Source organism: uncultured Corynebacterium sp. (assembly GCF_902782855.1).
Classification (GTDB): Bacteria; Actinomycetota; Actinomycetes; order Mycobacteriales; family Mycobacteriaceae; genus Corynebacterium.
The window spans coordinates 1-15813 of the sequence record NZ_CACZOO010000007.1 but is presented as its reverse complement, the minus strand read 5'-3'; the positions used below and the strand labels follow the sequence as shown (position 1 = coordinate 15813).

The following is a 15813-nucleotide window of genomic DNA, read 5'->3' as shown; positions in this document are numbered from 1 at the left end:
TGGGTGGGCCTCCTCGATGGGTCCGGCCGCTCCGGGTACCCTGGACGCCACGGACACGGGGTGCGCCACCGACGGCGCTGAGAACACACCCGTCGAACCTGCTCTAGCTCGCACTAGCGAAGGGAATGTCAGATGATCTCGGCACGCGTCGACCACCTCCGTAGCACCGCGCCACTGGTGCAGTGCCTGACCAACACGGTCGTCACGCAGTTCACCGCCAATGCCCTCCTCGCCGCCGGGGCGTCGCCGGCGATGGTGGACACCCCCGAAGAGGCCGCGGATTTCGCCCGCGTCGCGTCCGGTGTGCTCGTCAATCTGGGGACGCCCACCGCCGCCGGGTACACCGCCGTGCGTGAGGCGGTGCGCGGCGCCGGTGAGGCAGGCACCCCGTGGCTCCTCGACCCGGTGGCCTGCGGTGGGCCCGCCGCCCGGACCGCCGCCGCCGCCGACATCGTCCGGCACCGTCCGGCGGCGGTACGCGGCAACCCCTCCGAAATCCGGGCACTCGCCGGGTTGGTCACCGGCGCCACCCCCGCCGCCGGAGGTCGGGGCGTGGACTCCACCGACGCGGTCGAGTCTGCGCTCCCCGCTGCCACCGCACTGGCATCGGCGACCGGTGCCGTGGTCGCGGTGTCCGGACCCCGGGACCTCATCGTCAGCACCCGCCGGGACGGTACCCCCCGGGTCACCTGGTTGACCTCGGGGGACCCGTTGATGCAGCGGGTGGTGGGCACCGGCTGCGCGCTCGGCGCGCTGACCGCCGCCTATCTCGGTGCTGAAGTGGCCGGGACCACCGGGGCAGACGCCACCGACCTGCACGCTGCGGTGGTCACGGCCCACGCCCACGTCGGTGCGGCCGGATCCGCTGCGGCGCGGGAGACGTCCTCCCCGGGAAGTTTCGCCGTCGCCTGGATCGACCGGTTGTACTCCCTGAGCGCGGCGGAGATCGCCGGATCGGTGGACATCGATGCATGAGTCCGGGTTGTGTGGACCGGCGCAGGTCGACTGGTCGCTCTACCTCGTCACCGATCCCCGTCTCGGTGGCGGCCCTGACCGTGTCCCCGGCATCGTCGACGCCGCGGTGCGTGGCGGGGTGACCGTCGTCCAGCTGCGGGACAAGGACGCCTCACCCGGCATCTTCACCGCCCGGGCAGCGGAGCTCAGGTCGGTCATCGCCGACCGGGTGCCGCTGTTCGTCAACGACCGGGTGGACACCGCCGTGGAACTGGGACTGCACCTGCACATAGGTCAGGACGACATGCCCTACCGCACCGCCCGTGAGATGCTCCCCGCCCACTGCATGATCGGGTTGTCGGTGGAGACCACCGCCCATCTCGACGCAGTCGCCCGGGACATCGCCGACGGCGTCCGGCCCCCGGATGTCCTGGGCGTCGGCCCGGTGGAGCAGACCTCCACCAAACCCGACGCCGCCACTCCCCTGGGCGTGACCGGGGTGGGGACACTGGCCGCGCGGGCCCGCACCCTCGGCATCCCCACCGTGGCCATCGGCCATGTGAGCACCGTCAACGGTGCCGCACTGCTGGGCGCCGGGGTGGACGGACTGTGCACCGTCTCGGCGGTCATGGCCGCCACCGACCCCTCCGCCGCCGCGCATGACCTGCGCGCCCTCATCGACGACACCTTTCCCCTTCAGGAGACATCATGACCATCCCCCGCGTCCTGTCCATCGCCGGCACCGATCCGACCGGCGGTGCCGGAATCCAGGCCGACATCAAGGCGATCTGCGAGGCCGGCGGCTTCGCCATGACCGTGGTGACCGCCCTGGTCGCCCAGAACACCCACGGGGTCCGGGGGATCCACACCCCGGACACCGGTTTCCTCACCGCCCAGCTCGACGCCGTCTTCGACGATGTCACCGTGGACGCCGTGAAGATCGGCATGCTGGGCACCGCCGAGATCACCCGGACCGTCACCGCGTACCTGCAGGAGCACCGGGTCCCGGTACTCGTCGTCGACCCGGTGATGGTCGCCACCAGCGGTGACAGACTGCTCACCGCGGATGCCGAGGCCGCACTGGTCGAACTGTGCCGGGCGGCGGACGTGATCACCCCGAATCTCGCCGAGCTCGCGGTGCTCGCGGGGACCCGGACCGCCGCCACCGTCGACGAAGCTCTGGACCAGGGACGCGGTCTGGCCGCAGACCTGGGGACCACCGTCATCGTCAAGGGCGGCCACCTGTCCGGGGCGTCCGCAGACAACTCGGTCGTCACACCGGACGGTACGGTCCACACGGTGCCGGTCGCCCGGGTCGCGACGAACAACACCCACGGCACCGGTTGTTCCCTGTCCTCGGCGCTGACCACACGGCTGGCGGCCGGGCAGTCCACCCCGGAGGCACTGGCCTGGGCCACCGGCTGGCTGGCCGAGGCGATCCGGTACGCCGACGATCTCCATGTCGGCACCGGCAACGGGCCGGTGGACCACACCCACCGTTCCCGGCGACTCGCCGCGGCCGCCGACACGACCCCGTGGCGACTCACCGCCTCAGTTCCGGCGGGTCTGGATACCCCGGCCGACCTCACCGCGGTGGCGACGCCCCCCGCTGTTCGCCCTGTCTCCCCGCGCATCCCCGCCGCGGGACCGTGGACCGCGGCGCTGTGGGAGACGTCCGCACCGCTCTACGACGACATTCTCGCCCTGCCGTTCATCACCGACCTCGGCGCCGGCACCCTCTCGCCCGACGACTTCTCCTTCTACCTCGCCCAGGACGCCGTCTATCTCTCCCTCTACTCCCCGGCGTTGGCGTCGCTGGCGGCCTCCGCCCCGGACCAGGCATCCGCCCTGTTCTGGGTCAAGGGTGCCGCGGAGTGCCTTGAGGAAGAGGCGGAGCTGCACCGCTCCTGGCTGGGTGACGCGGGCACCGCGACGCCCTCGCACGTCACGGCGTCCTACACCTCGCACCTCATGCGCTGTGTGCGCACCCGTGACCACGTCGTCGGTGCGGCCGCCGTCCTGCCCTGCTACTGGCTCTACGCCGAGGTCGGGCTCGCCCTCGCCGCACGGTCGTCGGACGACAATCCCTTCGCCGAATGGGTGGACGCCTACTCCGACCCTGGCTTCACCGGCAGCGTCTCCCGCGCCGTCGGTCTGGTCGAGAAGGCGTTCGCGGACGCGACGCCGGCCCAGCGCGCAGAGGCGGCCCGGGCGTACCTGGACGCCTCCCGGTGGGAGGTCGAGTTCTTCGACCAGGCTGCGCGACGGGCCTGACGGGCCCGGCCGTACCCACCGGTCGTCGACCGTCACCTCATCGGCGCGACGACTGTCCGCAGCTCGGTCGTCGCCAACAGCTTCCCGGAGGACGCGTTGACGTGGTCGATCCGCCAGAGTTGACTGCTCCGACCGGTGTGGACCGCGTGGGCGGTCGAGCGGATGACATCTCCGGGCACCGACGGGCGCAGGAAGTTCGTCGAGTTGGTCACACCCATGACATTCGCCTTCCCCCCGGTGGCGATGAAGCCGGCGAACGACCCGGCGGACTCCCCCAGGCTGGCGTAGACACCGCCGTTGGTGACGCCCCACGGTTGGACGTGGTCCCGGGTGACGGCGAGCTCGGTGACGAGCTCCGGGGAAAACGCCAGGTACCTCACACCGAGGGTGGCGTCGAGCCCGGGGACCTTCTCCGCGAAGATCGTGGACAGCTCCGCAGACTCGGCGTCACTGATGTCGCCGGCGGCCACCTTCCCCATCAGCTCCGTCATCCGGGCCAGGACGCCGGCCCTATCCGCGCGGTCCGTGCCGTCCGTACGGTGCGCGTCCCGCTGCGTCCCGGTGTACTCCGTCATCATGTGCTCCCTGATTGTCCCGATGTCTCGCCGGTGTCTCACCGATGTCTGGCCCGCCTACTGAATCCTGACTCAGCGGCGGTGTTCCCCGGAGAGTCTAGTCGCCCGAGGTGCTCGGCGGGGCGCATCGGGCGGAGCAGCCTGAGCGGACGCTACTATAGGCAACCATGACAGATTCCTCCGCACAGATCGGTGTCGTCGGCCTGGCAGTGATGGGTTCCAACATCGCCCGGAACTTCGCCAACCACGGGCACACCGTCGCCGTCTACAACCGCACCACCGCCCGGACCGACGGCTTCATGGCCGAGTTCGGTTCCACGGGGTCCTTCGTCCCCGCGGCCACCGTCGAGGAGTTCGTCGCCTCCCTGGAGCGTCCCCGCCGCGCCCTGATCATGGTCCAGGCCGGCAGTGCCACCGACGCAGTGATCAACCAGCTCGCAGACGCGATGGAGCCCGGTGACATCATCATCGACGGCGGTAACGCGCTCTACACCGACACAATCCGCCGCGAGGCGGAGATGTCCGCCCGCGACCTCCACTTCGTCGGCGCCGGCATTTCCGGCGGCGAGGAGGGTGCCCTCAACGGCCCGGCGATCATGCCTGGTGGCCCGGCGGAGTCGTACAAGTCCCTCGGCCCGCTGCTGGAGGACATCTCCGCGAAGGTCGACGGCACCCCGTGCTGCACCCACATCGGCCCCGACGGCGCCGGTCACTTCGTCAAGATGGTCCACAACGGCATCGAGTACGCCGACATGCAGGTCATCGGCGAGGCCTACCATCTGCTGCGCTACGCCGCCGGTATCGGGCCCGCCGAGATCGCCGGGATATTCCGCACCTGGAACGCCGGCGACCTGGACTCGTACCTCATCGAGATCACCGCGGAGGTGCTCTCCCAGGTAGACGCCGCCACCGGGAAGCCGCTGATCGACGTCATCGTCGACGCCGCCGGCCAGAAGGGCACCGGCCGCTGGACCGTCAAGGCCGCCCTCGACCTCGGTATCCCCACCACCGGCATCGGCGAGGCCGTCTTCGCCCGCGCCCTGTCCGGTGCGCGTGAGCAGCGCGCCGCGACCACCGGTTCGCTGCCCTCCGGCGATCTGACCACCCTCGAGGCACTCGGGGTGTCGAAGGACGACTTCGTGGAGGACGTGCGCCGTGCCCTCTACGCCTCCAAGCTCGTGGCCTACGCCCAGGGTTTCGACGAGATCAAGGCCGGCTCCGATGAGCACGGCTGGAACGTCGACCCCCGCGACCTCGCCACGATCTGGCGCGGTGGATGCATCATCCGCGCGAAGTTCCTCAACCGCATCGTGGACGCGTACAACACCGACCCCGGTGTCCGGTCCCTGCTCCTCGACCCGTACTTCAGAGGTGAGGTCTCCGGCCTGGTGGACTCCTGGCGCCGCGTCGTCATCGCCGCCACCCGTCTCGGGCTGCCGGTCCCGGTGTTCTCCTCCTCGCTGTCCTACTACGATTCGCTGCGTGCCGAGCGTCTGCCCGCCGCACTGGTCCAGGGCCAGCGGGACTTCTTCGGCGCCCACACCTACGAGCGCACCGACCGTCCCGGCCACTTCCACACCCTCTGGTCCGGCGACCGCAGCGAGGTTGAGGCCTAAGTGGGCGCATCCTCTGACAGACATTCGGCCCAGAACCGCTCTTCGGGGCAGTCCGGCTCCACCGGTGGTGCACGTCGCCGCCGCGTAGTCCGCGGCAGTCGGGCCGTCGGATCCGATGACTCAGGCTCCGGCAACGCCGGCGGACGCAGCGGACGCGACCGTCGACCGGAGAAGGTCGACCTGCAGGGCCGGCCGATCCGCGACAACCAGGGCGGCAAGTCCGGAAGGAACCGCAGGCGTCGTCCCGCCGGTTCCGAAGGCCGCTCCGAACGGACGCAGGACGGCCAGCGCAACCGCCAGGGGCACCCCCGGAACCGGTCCCGGAACCAGCAGCAGCCGCGGACCCGCACCCCCGAGGTGCCCCGGGCGCAGCGTCCTGCCCCGGCGCCGGCGGCGTCCGGCCCGGTGGCGGGTGTCGACACCGCCGTCCGGTTCTCCGGGATGGGCCTGCCGGACCCCGTGGTCAGCGAGCTGACCCGCCAGGGTCTGGTCCACCCCTTCCCGATCCAGGCCGCCGCCATCCCGGACGGGCTCGCCGGACGCGATGTCCTCGGCCGTGGTCCGACCGGCTCCGGAAAGACCTTCACCTTCGGTCTCCCGGTCGTCACCCGCCTGGTCGGCGGCTCCTCGAGGCCGGGGCATCCCCGGGCTGCGATCCTCGTGCCGACCCGTGAGCTGGCCCAGCAGGTCGCCGAGCGACTGCGTCCGCTCGCAGAGTCGGTCGGACAGCGTGTCATCGAGGTCGTCGGTGGCGTCAACATCAAGCGCAACTTCACCGCCCTCGCCCGTCCGGTCGACATTCTCGTGGCGACCCCGGGCCGGGCGGAGGACCTCATCGGCCAGAAGGCGCTGTTCCTCGACCGGGTCGAGATCGTCGCCCTCGACGAGGCCGACCAGATGGCGGACATGGGCTTCCTGCCTCAGGTCCGTCGTCTTCTCGACCGGATGCCGGCAGACGCCCAGCACCTGTTCTTCTCCGCGACTCTCGACGGCGACATCAAGGTGCTCATCGAGCGTTACATGAATGACCCGGTGACCCATTCCACCGGCGAGGTCGCCGCGAAGGTCGACTCGATGGACCACTACCTCGGCGTGGTCCCCGACAAGCCCTTCCGTAACGAGGTGGTCCTGGAGCTCGGCCGTGCGTCAACGAAGACCATCATGTTCATGCGCACCAAGCACACCGTCGATCGTCAGGTCAAGAAGCTCGTCCGTGACGGGACCCCGGCCGTCGGGCTCCACGGTGACAAGGGGCAGGGTGCCCGCACCCGGGCGATCCGTGAGTTCACCGACGGGACGGCGACCGTCCTCGTCGCCACCGACATCGCCGCCCGCGGTATCGACATCAAAGGTGTGGACCTCGTCGTCCACATCGACCCCCCGGCCGAGCACAAGGCCTACGTCCACCGCGCCGGCCGCACCGCCCGCGCCGGTGAGAAGGGTACGGTGCTCACCCTGACCCTGGCCGACCAGAAGAAGGACACCGTGGCGATGATGCGCAAGGCCGGTGTCACCCCGACCGAGTGGAATCTCGATGATCCCCACGGTCCGGGCATCGATCGCCACCTCGGCGATCTGGGGCTGGCGGAGGGCCGGTAGCCGACAATGGACATCCTGCTCAGCATCCTCGGGCTCCTGGGCTTCGTACTGCTCACGGCGGGGACCGGTGTCTTCGTCGCCGTGGAGTTCGCGACCACCAGTCTCGAACGCTCCACGATCGACAATGACGTCGCCACCCGGGGCGACGCCGCTTCGAAGATGGTGCAGAAGGCTCACAGCAACCTCAGTTTCATGCTCTCGGGCATGCAGTTGGGCATTACCATCACCACACTGGCCACCGGCTATCTCGCCGAGCCGATCCTGGCGAAGTTCCTCACCCCGTTGCTGGAGCTCACCGGGCTCAGTGAGTCCGCATCCATGCCCGTCGCCCTGGTACTGAGTCTGGTGATCGCCACGGTCCTGTCGATGGTCTTCGGCGAGCTTGTGCCGAAGAACATGGCGATAGCCAATCCGCTGGGCACCGCCCGCGTCCTCACCGCACCGGTGTGGCACTTCAACAGGGTCTTCCGCGGCTTCATCCGTGCCCTGAACTGGGTGGCGAACCATATCGTCCGCCGGCTCGGCATAGAACCCGCCGATGAGCTGGCGTCAGCCCGCTCTCCGCAGGAGCTCAGCGCACTGGTGCGGCACTCCTCCGGATCCGAGGGCTTCGACCAGTCCAAGGTACGCATCCTCGACCGGTCACTGCGCTTCGGGGACGCCACTGCCGAGGACCTCATGACCCCCCGGGCGAAGGTCGACACCCTCGACGTCGACGATTCCGCACTGGTCCTGATCCGGCTGGCCCACGAGTCCGGACATTCCCGGTTCCCGGTGGTCCGTGGGGATCTCGATGAGACGGTCGGCGTCGTCCACGTCAAGGACGCCCTGACCATCCCCGCAGCCGTACGGTCCACCACGGTCGTCGGCGTCCTGGCCCGGCCGGTGCCCACGGTACCGGAGAGCCTCGGCGGGGACGCCGTGCTGCGGCAGGTGCGGCTCGCCGGCTCCCAGCTCATCCTCGTCGCCGACGAGTACGGCGGCACCGCCGGCATCGTCACGATCGAGGACGTCGTCGAGGAGATTCTCGGCGAGGTCTGGGACGAGCACGACAACCGTGAGGAGGAGCAGGAGTTCCGTCAGGTCGGCCGGAGCTGGGAGCTGTCCGGACTGCTGCGCTGCGACGAGGTGCAGGATATCTGCGGTTACGATGCCCCTGAAGGCCCCTACGAGACCCTCGGCGGTCTGGTGATGGCCACTCTCGGCCGTGTCCCCGCTGTGGGCGACGTCGTCTCCCTGCCCGCGGACGCCCGCGGTACAATGGACGCCTTCGCTGATGGACCGGAGGTCCGGTGGGAGGCCAGGGTGGAGTCCATGGACGTCAGACGTGTCGACAAGGTCCTGCTGCGCCCGGTGACGCTGGCACCCCGGTCGGATGCCCCGGATCAGGGAGGTGCCGGAAATGGGCGGTGACATCTGGGCAGTGGTCCTCACTGTCGTTCTGCTGGGCGTGAACGCCTACTTCGTCGGTGTGGAGTTCGCCCTGATCTCCTCACGCCGGGACCGGCTGGAGAACATGGCCGCCTCGGGTAACCGACGGGCGCTCCAGGTGATCAGGGCGACCGAGGACCTGACGATCATGCTCGCCGGAGCGCAGTTCGGCATCACCATAGCCTCGCTGCTGCTGGGCAAGGTCGGCGAACCCGCCATCGCCCATCTCATCGAGGCACCCTTCCACGCACTCGGTGTCCCCGGGGACCTGCTGCACCCGGTAGGTTTCGCCATCTCGCTGCTGCTGGTCACGATTCTGCACATCATCCTCGGTGAGATGGTGCCGAAGAACATCGCCCTGGCCGGCCCGGAATCGGTGGCGACCATCCTCGTCGGCCCCCACATGCTCTTCTGCAGGATCGCCCACCCGATCATGGTGATGCTGAACTGGATCGCCCGGGTGACCCTGCATTTGTTCGGTATCGAGCAGCGGGATGAGCTGGACTCCACGGTCTCCCCCTCCGAACTGGCACAGATGATCTCCGAGTCCCGGTCCGAGGGCCTCATCGCCCCGGCCGAGGCGAACCGGCTGTCCAATGCCCTGAACTCCTCCAGGCGTACCCTGCACGAGGTGCTCATCCCCCGTGACCGGGTCCGTGCACTGGCCTACGGTCCCCGGGGTATCACCGTCGGACAGATCGAGGACGCCGTCTCCGAGACAGGGTTCTCCCGCTTCCCCGTCACCGACGACGCCGGAACCTACATGGGTTACGTCCACGTCAAGGATGTGCTGGACAACGTCCTCGATCCGGCGACCGGGCCCGACCAGTTACTCGACGTCAATGACCTGCGTCCGCTGATCACGGTGGAGGGTGGGGCGAACTTCGACGTGGCCATGAAGGAGCTGCGTCGCACCAGCTCGCACATGGCGCAGGTCGAGGAGAACGGGGTGATCGTCGGGGTGGTGACCCTGGAGGACGTCATCGAGGAGCTCGTCGGCACCGTCCGCGACTGGACCCACGATGACTAACCCCCTGGCCCTCCCCGCACCGTTCTCCTCGCCCACGTGCGTGTCGGCGGGGGCGTCCTCGTGACCGGGGAGATTCCGGAGGCGGGCCGGACGCCGCGGCACCGCAGTACCGGTCGTCGGCGGGGTGTGGCGACATGGGTGTGGGCGGCTCCGCTGGCAGTCGTCGTGATCGTCGCACTGGTCCTCGGCTGGTTCACCCTGTCACGCGGCGCCGGCGACGGGGACGTGTCGGACTGTCTCGCCGGGGACCTCGATCTGGTGGTGTGGGCGGATCCGGCCGCCGAACCGACGGCCCGGGAACTGGTCGACACCTACGCCGCCACCGACCCGGTGGTCCGCGACCACTGTATTCACACGCGGGTGGAGGTGATGGACACGGCATCCGCTGACGAAGCCTACCGCTCTGCGACGGCGGCGGGACCGTCCGACGGGACGACGACGGTGGCACCGGTCTGGTTACCGGTGGGTACCGGGCTCACGGCCGGACTCGCCGGAGCTCCCGAGGTCCCCCCGGTCGTCGGGTCCACCGTGGACGGGCAGCCGGTACCGCTGGTGGTGTTCGGTTCATCCCCGGCGGTGCCGGAGGATCAGGCACGGGCCGGGGCGGACTTCGCCCGCGTGGTGGTGGGCGGGTGACCGCCGGGTGATTCAGGAGCTCCGGAGGCGACGGCGCGCGGCGAGTTCATCGCCGACCTCGGCGCCGCCGGTGTCTTCCCTGCGCTCGGAGGGGAAGGCCGTGATGGTTCCGGTGAGTTCCTTCATCAGCCCGGGCACCGCGATACCGAAGACGCCCTGACCACCGTTGAGCAGGTCGATGACCTCCTCCGGGGAGTTGCAGGCGTAGACCGTCTTCCCGTCGGAGACGAGGGTCAGACCAGCAAGGTCGTCGATGCCGAAGTTCTCGAGCTTGGCGACGGCCCGGCGGATGTTCTGCAGGGAAATTCCGGTGTCCAGCAAGCCTTTGACGATCTTCAGCACGAGGATGTCACGGAAGGAGTACAGTCGCTGACTTCCGGACCCCTTCGCGGTGCGGATCGAAGGCTGGACGAGCTTGGTGCGCGCCCAGTAGTCGAGCTGCCGGTAGGTGATGCCCGCGACCTGGCAGGCCGTGGTCACCCGGTAGCCTGACTCCCGGTCGTCGTGGTGGACCTCGAACAGAGCGTCCTGCTGATCCATGCGTGTCTCCTCATGCTCCGGCGCACGTGTCCTCGGTGCGCCACTAATTCACCTGACCCAAGACTAGACGGCGCAATGGGGCAGTCAACCCCTCGGACGAGGAAGTGGCCGATCCACCGTCGAAGTCTCAAGGTCAACTTGACGTTGAGGGTGATGTTAGCAGAGGAGATTGACGACAGCCGTGTAACAACACGCCTGTCGTTCGGGGAAAACAGCTGGAGAAAAACCTGTCAGCGCGAGAGATTCGCCTTGACCATCGAGGCGTGCAGCGACACCAGCAGTGCACTGACCTCGCGCCCGACCTCTGCAGCACGCTCCGCAGCATTCTCGTCACGGCGGTGTGCCACCGGCTCGGTGACCCGGTTGACCAGGTCAGACTGCCGGCGGGCCATGGTCACCAACGACCGGAGGTGTCGGGAGTCGATACCGAACTCCCCCAGCTTCGCGGCGATCCTCACCACATCGACGTCGTCGGTGGAGAAGAACCCGGCGGTGTCCGGGACCACCATGTCCATCCGGACGAGGACACCGAGGAAATCATCGTCGGCACCGGAGCGGACGCACACGTCGGCCCGGGTCAGCCGGCGCATCCTCGGGGCGCGGAACTGTTCGGGGGTCACCGCCCCCGCCACCGAGTCACTGTGCGCCCCGATCGCGGTGACTTTGCCGGCGTCCATCGCGTCGAGGCGTTCCTTGATGACCTTCAGCGGCAGGAACTCGTCACGCTGCAGGCCGAGGATGTACCGGATCCGGGAGATGTCCTCCGGGGAGAACCTCCGGTAACCGGACTTGCTGCGCTTCGGACTGATCAACCCCTCGGCCTCGAAGAACCGGATCTTGGAGACCTTCACCTCCGGGAAATCGACCTGGAGATTCTTGATCACGTCACCGATGGACGAGGTGGGGAGGATTCCCGGGCTGCGGTCGAGCGCCGCGGCACTCCCCTTCGCGGTGACCTCGTCGTCGGACTGACGGGCTGCTCCGGACTGCGAACTCACGATTCTCCTCGTACCTGCTGGAACTTCGGGACATTTCAGGTCTTGATACACGTCCGCCGACCCGGACGATGTCCGGGCCGACGGTCACGGTGCGCGGACAACCGCCCACGCGACCGGTCAGGCCTCCTTGGCCCCGTTGAGGAAGACAAGGCGGAACTTGCCGATCTGGATCTCGTCGCCGTTGCTCAGCACGGCGGAGTTCTTCGGCTCCCGGTTGACGTAGGTGCCGTTGAGCGACCCCACGTCCACCACCTCGTAGTCGTCGCCGCTGCGACGGAACTCCGCGTGCCGCCGGGAGACGGTGACATCGTCGAGGAAGATGTCACTGTCGGGATGGCGGCCGGCGGTGGTGGTGTCCTGGTCGAGCAGAAAACGGGAGCCGGCGTTCGGACCACGCTTCACGACGAGAAGCGCGGAACCGGAGGGCAGTCCCTCCACACCGGACGGCGTGGATTCGGACTGCACACCGGTCTCCATCTCCTTGAGGAGGTCTGCACGGAAGACCGAGGTGGTTTCGACCGAGGCCTCCGGGATCCCGGTGTTGTCGCTCATGTTCAGTTCCTCCTGGAATCTGGTACTGGTGACCGTTGTCGCCCCACCGCGGGTGCGGCTGGGCATGAAGCACATCAGGCGGTCTGCCTGTGGGTTGTTCTCATCATACTACCCGTCCCGCATCGCGGTGGCGGGGCGTTACCGGATTACACCCGTGAAGTTTCTCACCGGAACATCGAGGCAATGGAACCCATCACAGAACCTCCTGTGGAGCTCAGCGGATTGTCGTTGACCATGTAGGTCCAGGTCGCACTGGGCTTGTACAGGCCCAGGTCGCCCAGATCCACACCGTCGGAGGTGATCTCCGCGGCGCTGAAGGTCTCACGGGCGAGGGACACCGCCCGCTCGGCAAGTTCACCGAACGCCGCGATGGACAACCGGTGAAACTCGTCGATCGGGCTCTCCCTGGCGATGGCCCGCAGGTGGATCGATTCGCGCACATCGTCGAGGTACGCCAGATGCTCACTCCACTCGTGATCGAGGTGGAAGAGCATGATCTCCCGGGCGGACTGGACCAGCACCCCGTGGTCGATACCGGCGGCCTGCAGGGCGCCCGCCTTCTCCACGTCGTGGTAGCTGAGGTCGTCCCAGGCGGCCTCGGTGTCGAGCACCCGGTCGCGACGTTCGTTGACGATCGCCCGCTGATCGGCGATGAGCTTGTTGTACTTCCACGTGGTCGCGTGGATGTCGAGCATCTGGCCCTCCGTGACCCGCTGACAATGATCGACGAACTGGAGCACTTTCCTCTGCTCCATCCGACCGTCCTCGGCAGGTTGGGCGGTGAGCTCCTCACCGGCTCCGCCGACGGTGACCATGTCGTCCTCCAGGGAGACGAAGAACACCGAGGAGCCGGGGTCACCCTGACGCCCGGCGCGCCCACGCAACTGGTTGTCCAGCCTGGCGGAGCGGAACCTTCCGACACCGACGACGTGCAGACCGCCGAGTTCGACGACGCGGTCATGCTCCTCCCGTCCGGGCTCGCCGTCGACACCGCCGAGACGGATGTCGGTTCCGCGACCTGCCATCTGGGTGGACACGGTGACGCGCCCGGGACGTCCCGCCTCTGCGATGACCGCGGCCTCCGCCTCATGGTTCTTGGCGTTGAGCACGTTACAGTCCAGGCCCCGCAGCACCAGCGCATCGGCTATCGCCTCGGACTCGGCGACATCCTGGGTACCGACCAGGACCGGCTGACCGGTCGCCTGGACCGCCACGATGTGGTCGATCACCGCGGCGTCGCGCTCGGCGGACTCCGCGTAGACGTGGTCGGCCTCGTCGAAGCGCCGCGTGGGCACGTTCGGGTCGATGACGCTGACGGACAGGTCGTAGAACTGGCGGAGCTGGTCACTCGCGGCGACCGCGGTACCCGTCATCCCGCATTTCTGGGGGTAGAGACCCAGCAGGGCCTGGATGGTGACCTGGTCGAGGATCCGTCCACCGTCGGTGACCGTGAGCCCCTCCTTCGCCTCCACCGCGGCCTGCAGACCGTCCGGCCAGCGCTGCAGCTCGGCGACGCGACCGCGGGAGTTGTCGATCAACGCGACAGCACCGTCGCGCACGAGGTAGTGCACGTCACGGACCAGCAGGTACTGGGCGTGCAGGGCAACGTTGACCTGGGAGAGCAGGTCACCGGCGTCCTCCCCGTAGAGCGACTCGACGCCCAGCTCCTTCTCCACGAAGGCCGATCCTGCGTCGGTGAGGAAGACGCTGCGTCGGTCACCGGAGACGGTGAAGTGCCGGTCCTCCACCATCCGCCGGACCAGCGCGGTGATCGACGCCGCCGGACCCGCCCCCGGCTCGGAACCCGCCAGTACGAGCGGCACCAGGGCCTCGTCGACCATCACCGAGTCCGCCTCGTCGACGACGGCGACGTCGGCGGGGGTTCGCACGGCGTCCTCCCGGCGAATGATGAGCTGGTCACGCAGCACGTCGAAGCCGATCTCGTTGATCGCGCCGAAGACCACGTCACAGGCGTAGACCTCACGTCGGATGTCGGGGGCCGCTTCTTCGGCGATCGCCCCGTGGGTCAGGCCGAAGAAGTCGAGCAGCGGTCCCATCCATTTCTCGTCACGTCCCGCGAGAAAGGAGTTCACCGTGATGACGTGGACCTTCTTGCCCTGCAGTCCGTATCCGACCGCTGTCATCGCACCGACGAGGGTCTTGCCCTCACCGGTGGCCATCTCCACGACATCACCGACGAGCATGCGCAGTGCGCCCTGGAGCTGCACGTCGAACGGACGCATGCCCAGGGTGCGGGACGCCGCCTCACGTACTGCGGCGAGCAGCAGCGGTGCGTCCTCGATGGTGCGGGCCTCATCGGAGCCGATACACGAGCGGGCGATCTCCACGACCTCCGCGTCGGAGGCTGCGGAGAGCCGGTCGGAGGCGTTCTGCGCCTCCCCCACGATCGTCTTCGACTTCTTCTGGTTCGCCGTCGCCGACGATCCCATGGCCTTCCAGAACCAGCCGAATCCGGCCATCACACGCCTTTCGAAGGAGATACAGTCCGTTCCAGGATATCCGATCACCGCCACCGTGCCGCCCGGCGCTCCGGCGGACACGCCACGGTACTGTGCGTGGCATGGCTTCCCCGTCCGTCACCTCGGTCAACATCACCCTGCCCGGTTCACTGCCCCGGGCCGACGGATCCCCGTCGACGATCGCCGGGACGCTCGACCTGCCCGCCGCCGCAGGGCCCCTGTCCCCGGAGGAGTTCCGCGACGCCGGGTACCGGGTCGCGCTTCTCGCACACTGTTTCACCTGTACCCGGGCCGCCCCGGGCATCTTCCGCATCTCCCGTGCGCTGGCCCGCGCCGGCATTGCGTCGCTGCGCATGGACTTTCCCGGCCTGGGAGGGTCCGGGCCTGACGACGGTGGTGTGCGCTTCGAGGACACCACCTTCAGCTCGAACGTCGACGACCTGGTCTCCGCAGCCGGGTGGCTGGCGGAAAGGCTGACCCCGCCCTCCCTGCTCGTCGGCCACTCCCTCGGTGGCGCTGCCGTCCTGCGCGCCGCACCCCGGATCCCGTCGGTGCGGGCGGTGTGCACCGTCGGCGCACCGTATCTGCCTGGCCGGGCGGCGTCCTCACTCCTCGACGTCTTCGGGGACGCCACCGGCGACGACGACGCCCGGACCGTCCACCTCGCCGGACGCGACATCACGTTCCGACGCCGGTTCCTCACCGACCTGGCCGAACGCTCCGACGAGGACGCGGTGCGCGCGGACATCGCGGAACCTGGTCTGCGGGGGGTGCCGCTGCTGGTCCTGCACTCCCCGGAGGACCGCACCGTTCCGGTGGGTGACGCCGAGCGGATCTTCGCCGCGGCGTCCTGGCCGAAGTCGCTGGTCAGCATTCCCGACGCCGACCACCTGCTCACCCGTCGTGGATCGGCGCAGTGGGTCGGGGAGACGGTGACCGCCTGGGCGGTCTCAGGTGGCGGCTACAGTAGTCAGCTATGACCGACATCACCTTCATCCCCACCGCCGACCTCGTCGACATCATCGGGCCGGATGCCCGCAGCTGCGACACCCAGTTCCGCGATTTCGGCGGGCACACCGACTTCTGCGGCCCCATCACCACGGTCCGCTGCTTCCAGGACAACGGCCT

Annotated in this window: 14 protein-coding genes, 1 pseudogene and 1 riboswitch; of the genes and pseudogenes, 10 read left to right on the top strand and 5 right to left on the bottom strand. The window is 68.7% G+C overall.

The features are described 5' to 3' along the window. The first annotated feature begins 47 nt into the window (after nt 1–47). Nucleotides 48–142: riboswitch (TPP riboswitch) on the top strand. From thiM to QZV72_RS00275, 3 genes are all read left to right on the top strand, one after another. Continuing rightward, entirely contained in the window at nt 133–975 is an 843-nt protein-coding gene (gene thiM, locus QZV72_RS00285) for a hydroxyethylthiazole kinase (RefSeq protein ID WP_297003902.1), read from the top strand. Its footprint overlaps the riboswitch before it by 10 nt. After that, nucleotides 968–1666, top strand: coding sequence for a thiamine phosphate synthase (gene thiE, locus QZV72_RS00280; RefSeq protein WP_297003901.1), 699 nt, complete (start codon nt 968–970; stop codon nt 1664–1666). Before thiM ends, thiE begins: the two co-directional genes overlap by 8 nt. Further along, nucleotides 1663–3228: a bifunctional hydroxymethylpyrimidine kinase/phosphomethylpyrimidine kinase gene (locus QZV72_RS00275; RefSeq protein ID WP_297003900.1), complete on the top strand. Its 1566-nt coding sequence runs from the start codon at nt 1663–1665 to the stop codon at nt 3226–3228. The genes thiE and QZV72_RS00275 overlap by 4 nt, the downstream gene beginning before the upstream one ends. Before the next feature lie 32 nt (nt 3229–3260). On the opposite strand, the gene QZV72_RS00270 is transcribed toward QZV72_RS00275, so the two are convergent. Further along, nucleotides 3261–3803 carry a PaaI family thioesterase gene (locus tag QZV72_RS00270; RefSeq protein WP_297003899.1) on the bottom strand — a complete coding sequence of 181 codons (543 nt, stop codon included), beginning with the start codon at nt 3801–3803 and terminating at the stop codon, nt 3261–3263. Nucleotides 3804–3970: 167 nt separating this feature from the next. Between QZV72_RS00270 and gndA the strand changes: the two genes are divergently transcribed. The 5 genes from gndA to QZV72_RS00245 all read left to right on the top strand — a co-directional run bounded on the left by gndA (nt 3971) and on the right by QZV72_RS00245 (nt 10115). Beyond that, nucleotides 3971–5419: an NADP-dependent phosphogluconate dehydrogenase gene (gene gndA, locus QZV72_RS00265; protein WP_297003898.1), complete on the top strand. Its 1449-nt coding sequence runs from the start codon at nt 3971–3973 to the stop codon at nt 5417–5419. A 441-nt stretch (nt 5420–5860) separates the two neighbouring features. After that, nucleotides 5861–7018, top strand: a complete 1158-nt coding sequence (locus QZV72_RS00260) for a DEAD/DEAH box helicase (protein ID WP_297003903.1) — start codon at nt 5861–5863, stop codon at nt 7016–7018. A 6-nt stretch (nt 7019–7024) separates the two neighbouring features. Beyond that, entirely contained in the window at nt 7025–8431 is a 1407-nt protein-coding gene (locus tag QZV72_RS00255) for a hemolysin family protein (protein ID WP_297003897.1), read from the top strand. Beyond that, nucleotides 8421–9479 (top strand): hemolysin family protein, encoded by a 1059-nt coding sequence (locus QZV72_RS00250; protein ID WP_297003896.1) that lies wholly within the window; start codon nt 8421–8423, stop codon nt 9477–9479. The genes QZV72_RS00255 and QZV72_RS00250 overlap by 11 nt, the downstream gene beginning before the upstream one ends. A gap of 36 nt (nt 9480–9515) precedes the next feature. After that, a complete protein-coding gene (locus QZV72_RS00245) occupies nt 9516–10115 on the top strand; it encodes a hypothetical protein (protein WP_297003895.1) in 600 nt (199 codons plus the stop codon). 12 nt (nt 10116–10127) lie between these two features. On the opposite strand, the gene QZV72_RS00240 is transcribed toward QZV72_RS00245, so the two are convergent. The 4 genes from QZV72_RS00240 to secA2 form a co-directional block, all read right to left on the bottom strand. After that, on the bottom strand, nt 10128–10655 hold the full coding sequence (locus tag QZV72_RS00240; protein WP_297003894.1) for a MerR family transcriptional regulator: 528 nt from the start codon (nt 10653–10655) through the stop codon (nt 10128–10130). A 230-nt stretch (nt 10656–10885) separates the two neighbouring features. Then, entirely contained in the window at nt 10886–11653 is a 768-nt protein-coding gene (locus QZV72_RS00235) for a MerR family transcriptional regulator (protein WP_297003893.1), read from the bottom strand. A 117-nt stretch (nt 11654–11770) separates the two neighbouring features. Then, on the bottom strand, nt 11771–12205 hold the full coding sequence (gene odhI / locus QZV72_RS00230) for an oxoglutarate dehydrogenase inhibitor Odhl (RefSeq protein WP_297003892.1): 435 nt from the start codon (nt 12203–12205) through the stop codon (nt 11771–11773). Between the two features lie 164 nt (nt 12206–12369). Further along, nucleotides 12370–14685: an accessory Sec system translocase SecA2 gene (gene secA2 / locus QZV72_RS00225; RefSeq protein WP_297003891.1), complete on the bottom strand. Its 2316-nt coding sequence runs from the start codon at nt 14683–14685 to the stop codon at nt 12370–12372. A gap of 101 nt (nt 14686–14786) precedes the next feature. Here secA2 and QZV72_RS00220 point away from each other — a divergent pair, with 101 nt between their 5' ends. Both QZV72_RS00220 and QZV72_RS00215 read left to right on the top strand, forming a co-directional pair. Then, the gene (locus QZV72_RS00220) at nt 14787–15665 is read left to right on the top strand and encodes a S9 family peptidase (RefSeq protein ID WP_297003890.1); all 879 of its coding nucleotides are present in this window, start codon (nt 14787–14789) and stop codon (nt 15663–15665) included. Then, a pseudogene (locus tag QZV72_RS00215) lies at nt 15662–15813 on the top strand (regulator of ribonuclease activity); the annotation flags it as partial. The gene QZV72_RS00220 and the pseudogene QZV72_RS00215, both read left to right, overlap by 4 nt.

Coding starts and splice junctions, on each gene's coding strand:
- QZV72_RS00260 (WP_297003903.1), top strand. CDS start 5,861: ATGGGCCTGCCGGACCCCGTGGTCAGCGAGCTGACCCGCCAGGGTCTG.
- gndA (WP_297003898.1), top strand. CDS start 3,971: ATGACAGATTCCTCCGCACAGATCGGTGTCGTCGGCCTGGCAGTGATG.
- secA2 (WP_297003891.1), bottom strand. CDS start 14,685: ATGGCCGGATTCGGCTGGTTCTGGAAGGCCATGGGATCGTCGGCGACG.
- QZV72_RS00250 (WP_297003896.1), top strand. CDS start 8,421: ATGGGCGGTGACATCTGGGCAGTGGTCCTCACTGTCGTTCTGCTGGGC.
- thiM (WP_297003902.1), top strand. CDS start 133: ATGATCTCGGCACGCGTCGACCACCTCCGTAGCACCGCGCCACTGGTG.
- thiE (WP_297003901.1), top strand. CDS start 968: ATGCATGAGTCCGGGTTGTGTGGACCGGCGCAGGTCGACTGGTCGCTC.
- odhI (WP_297003892.1), bottom strand. CDS start 12,205: ATGAGCGACAACACCGGGATCCCGGAGGCCTCGGTCGAAACCACCTCG.
- QZV72_RS00240 (WP_297003894.1), bottom strand. CDS start 10,655: ATGGATCAGCAGGACGCTCTGTTCGAGGTCCACCACGACGACCGGGAG.
- QZV72_RS00220 (WP_297003890.1), top strand. CDS start 14,787: ATGGCTTCCCCGTCCGTCACCTCGGTCAACATCACCCTGCCCGGTTCA.
- QZV72_RS00255 (WP_297003897.1), top strand. CDS start 7,025: ATGGACATCCTGCTCAGCATCCTCGGGCTCCTGGGCTTCGTACTGCTC.
- QZV72_RS00275 (WP_297003900.1), top strand. CDS start 1,663: ATGACCATCCCCCGCGTCCTGTCCATCGCCGGCACCGATCCGACCGGC.
- QZV72_RS00270 (WP_297003899.1), bottom strand. CDS start 3,803: ATGACGGAGTACACCGGGACGCAGCGGGACGCGCACCGTACGGACGGC.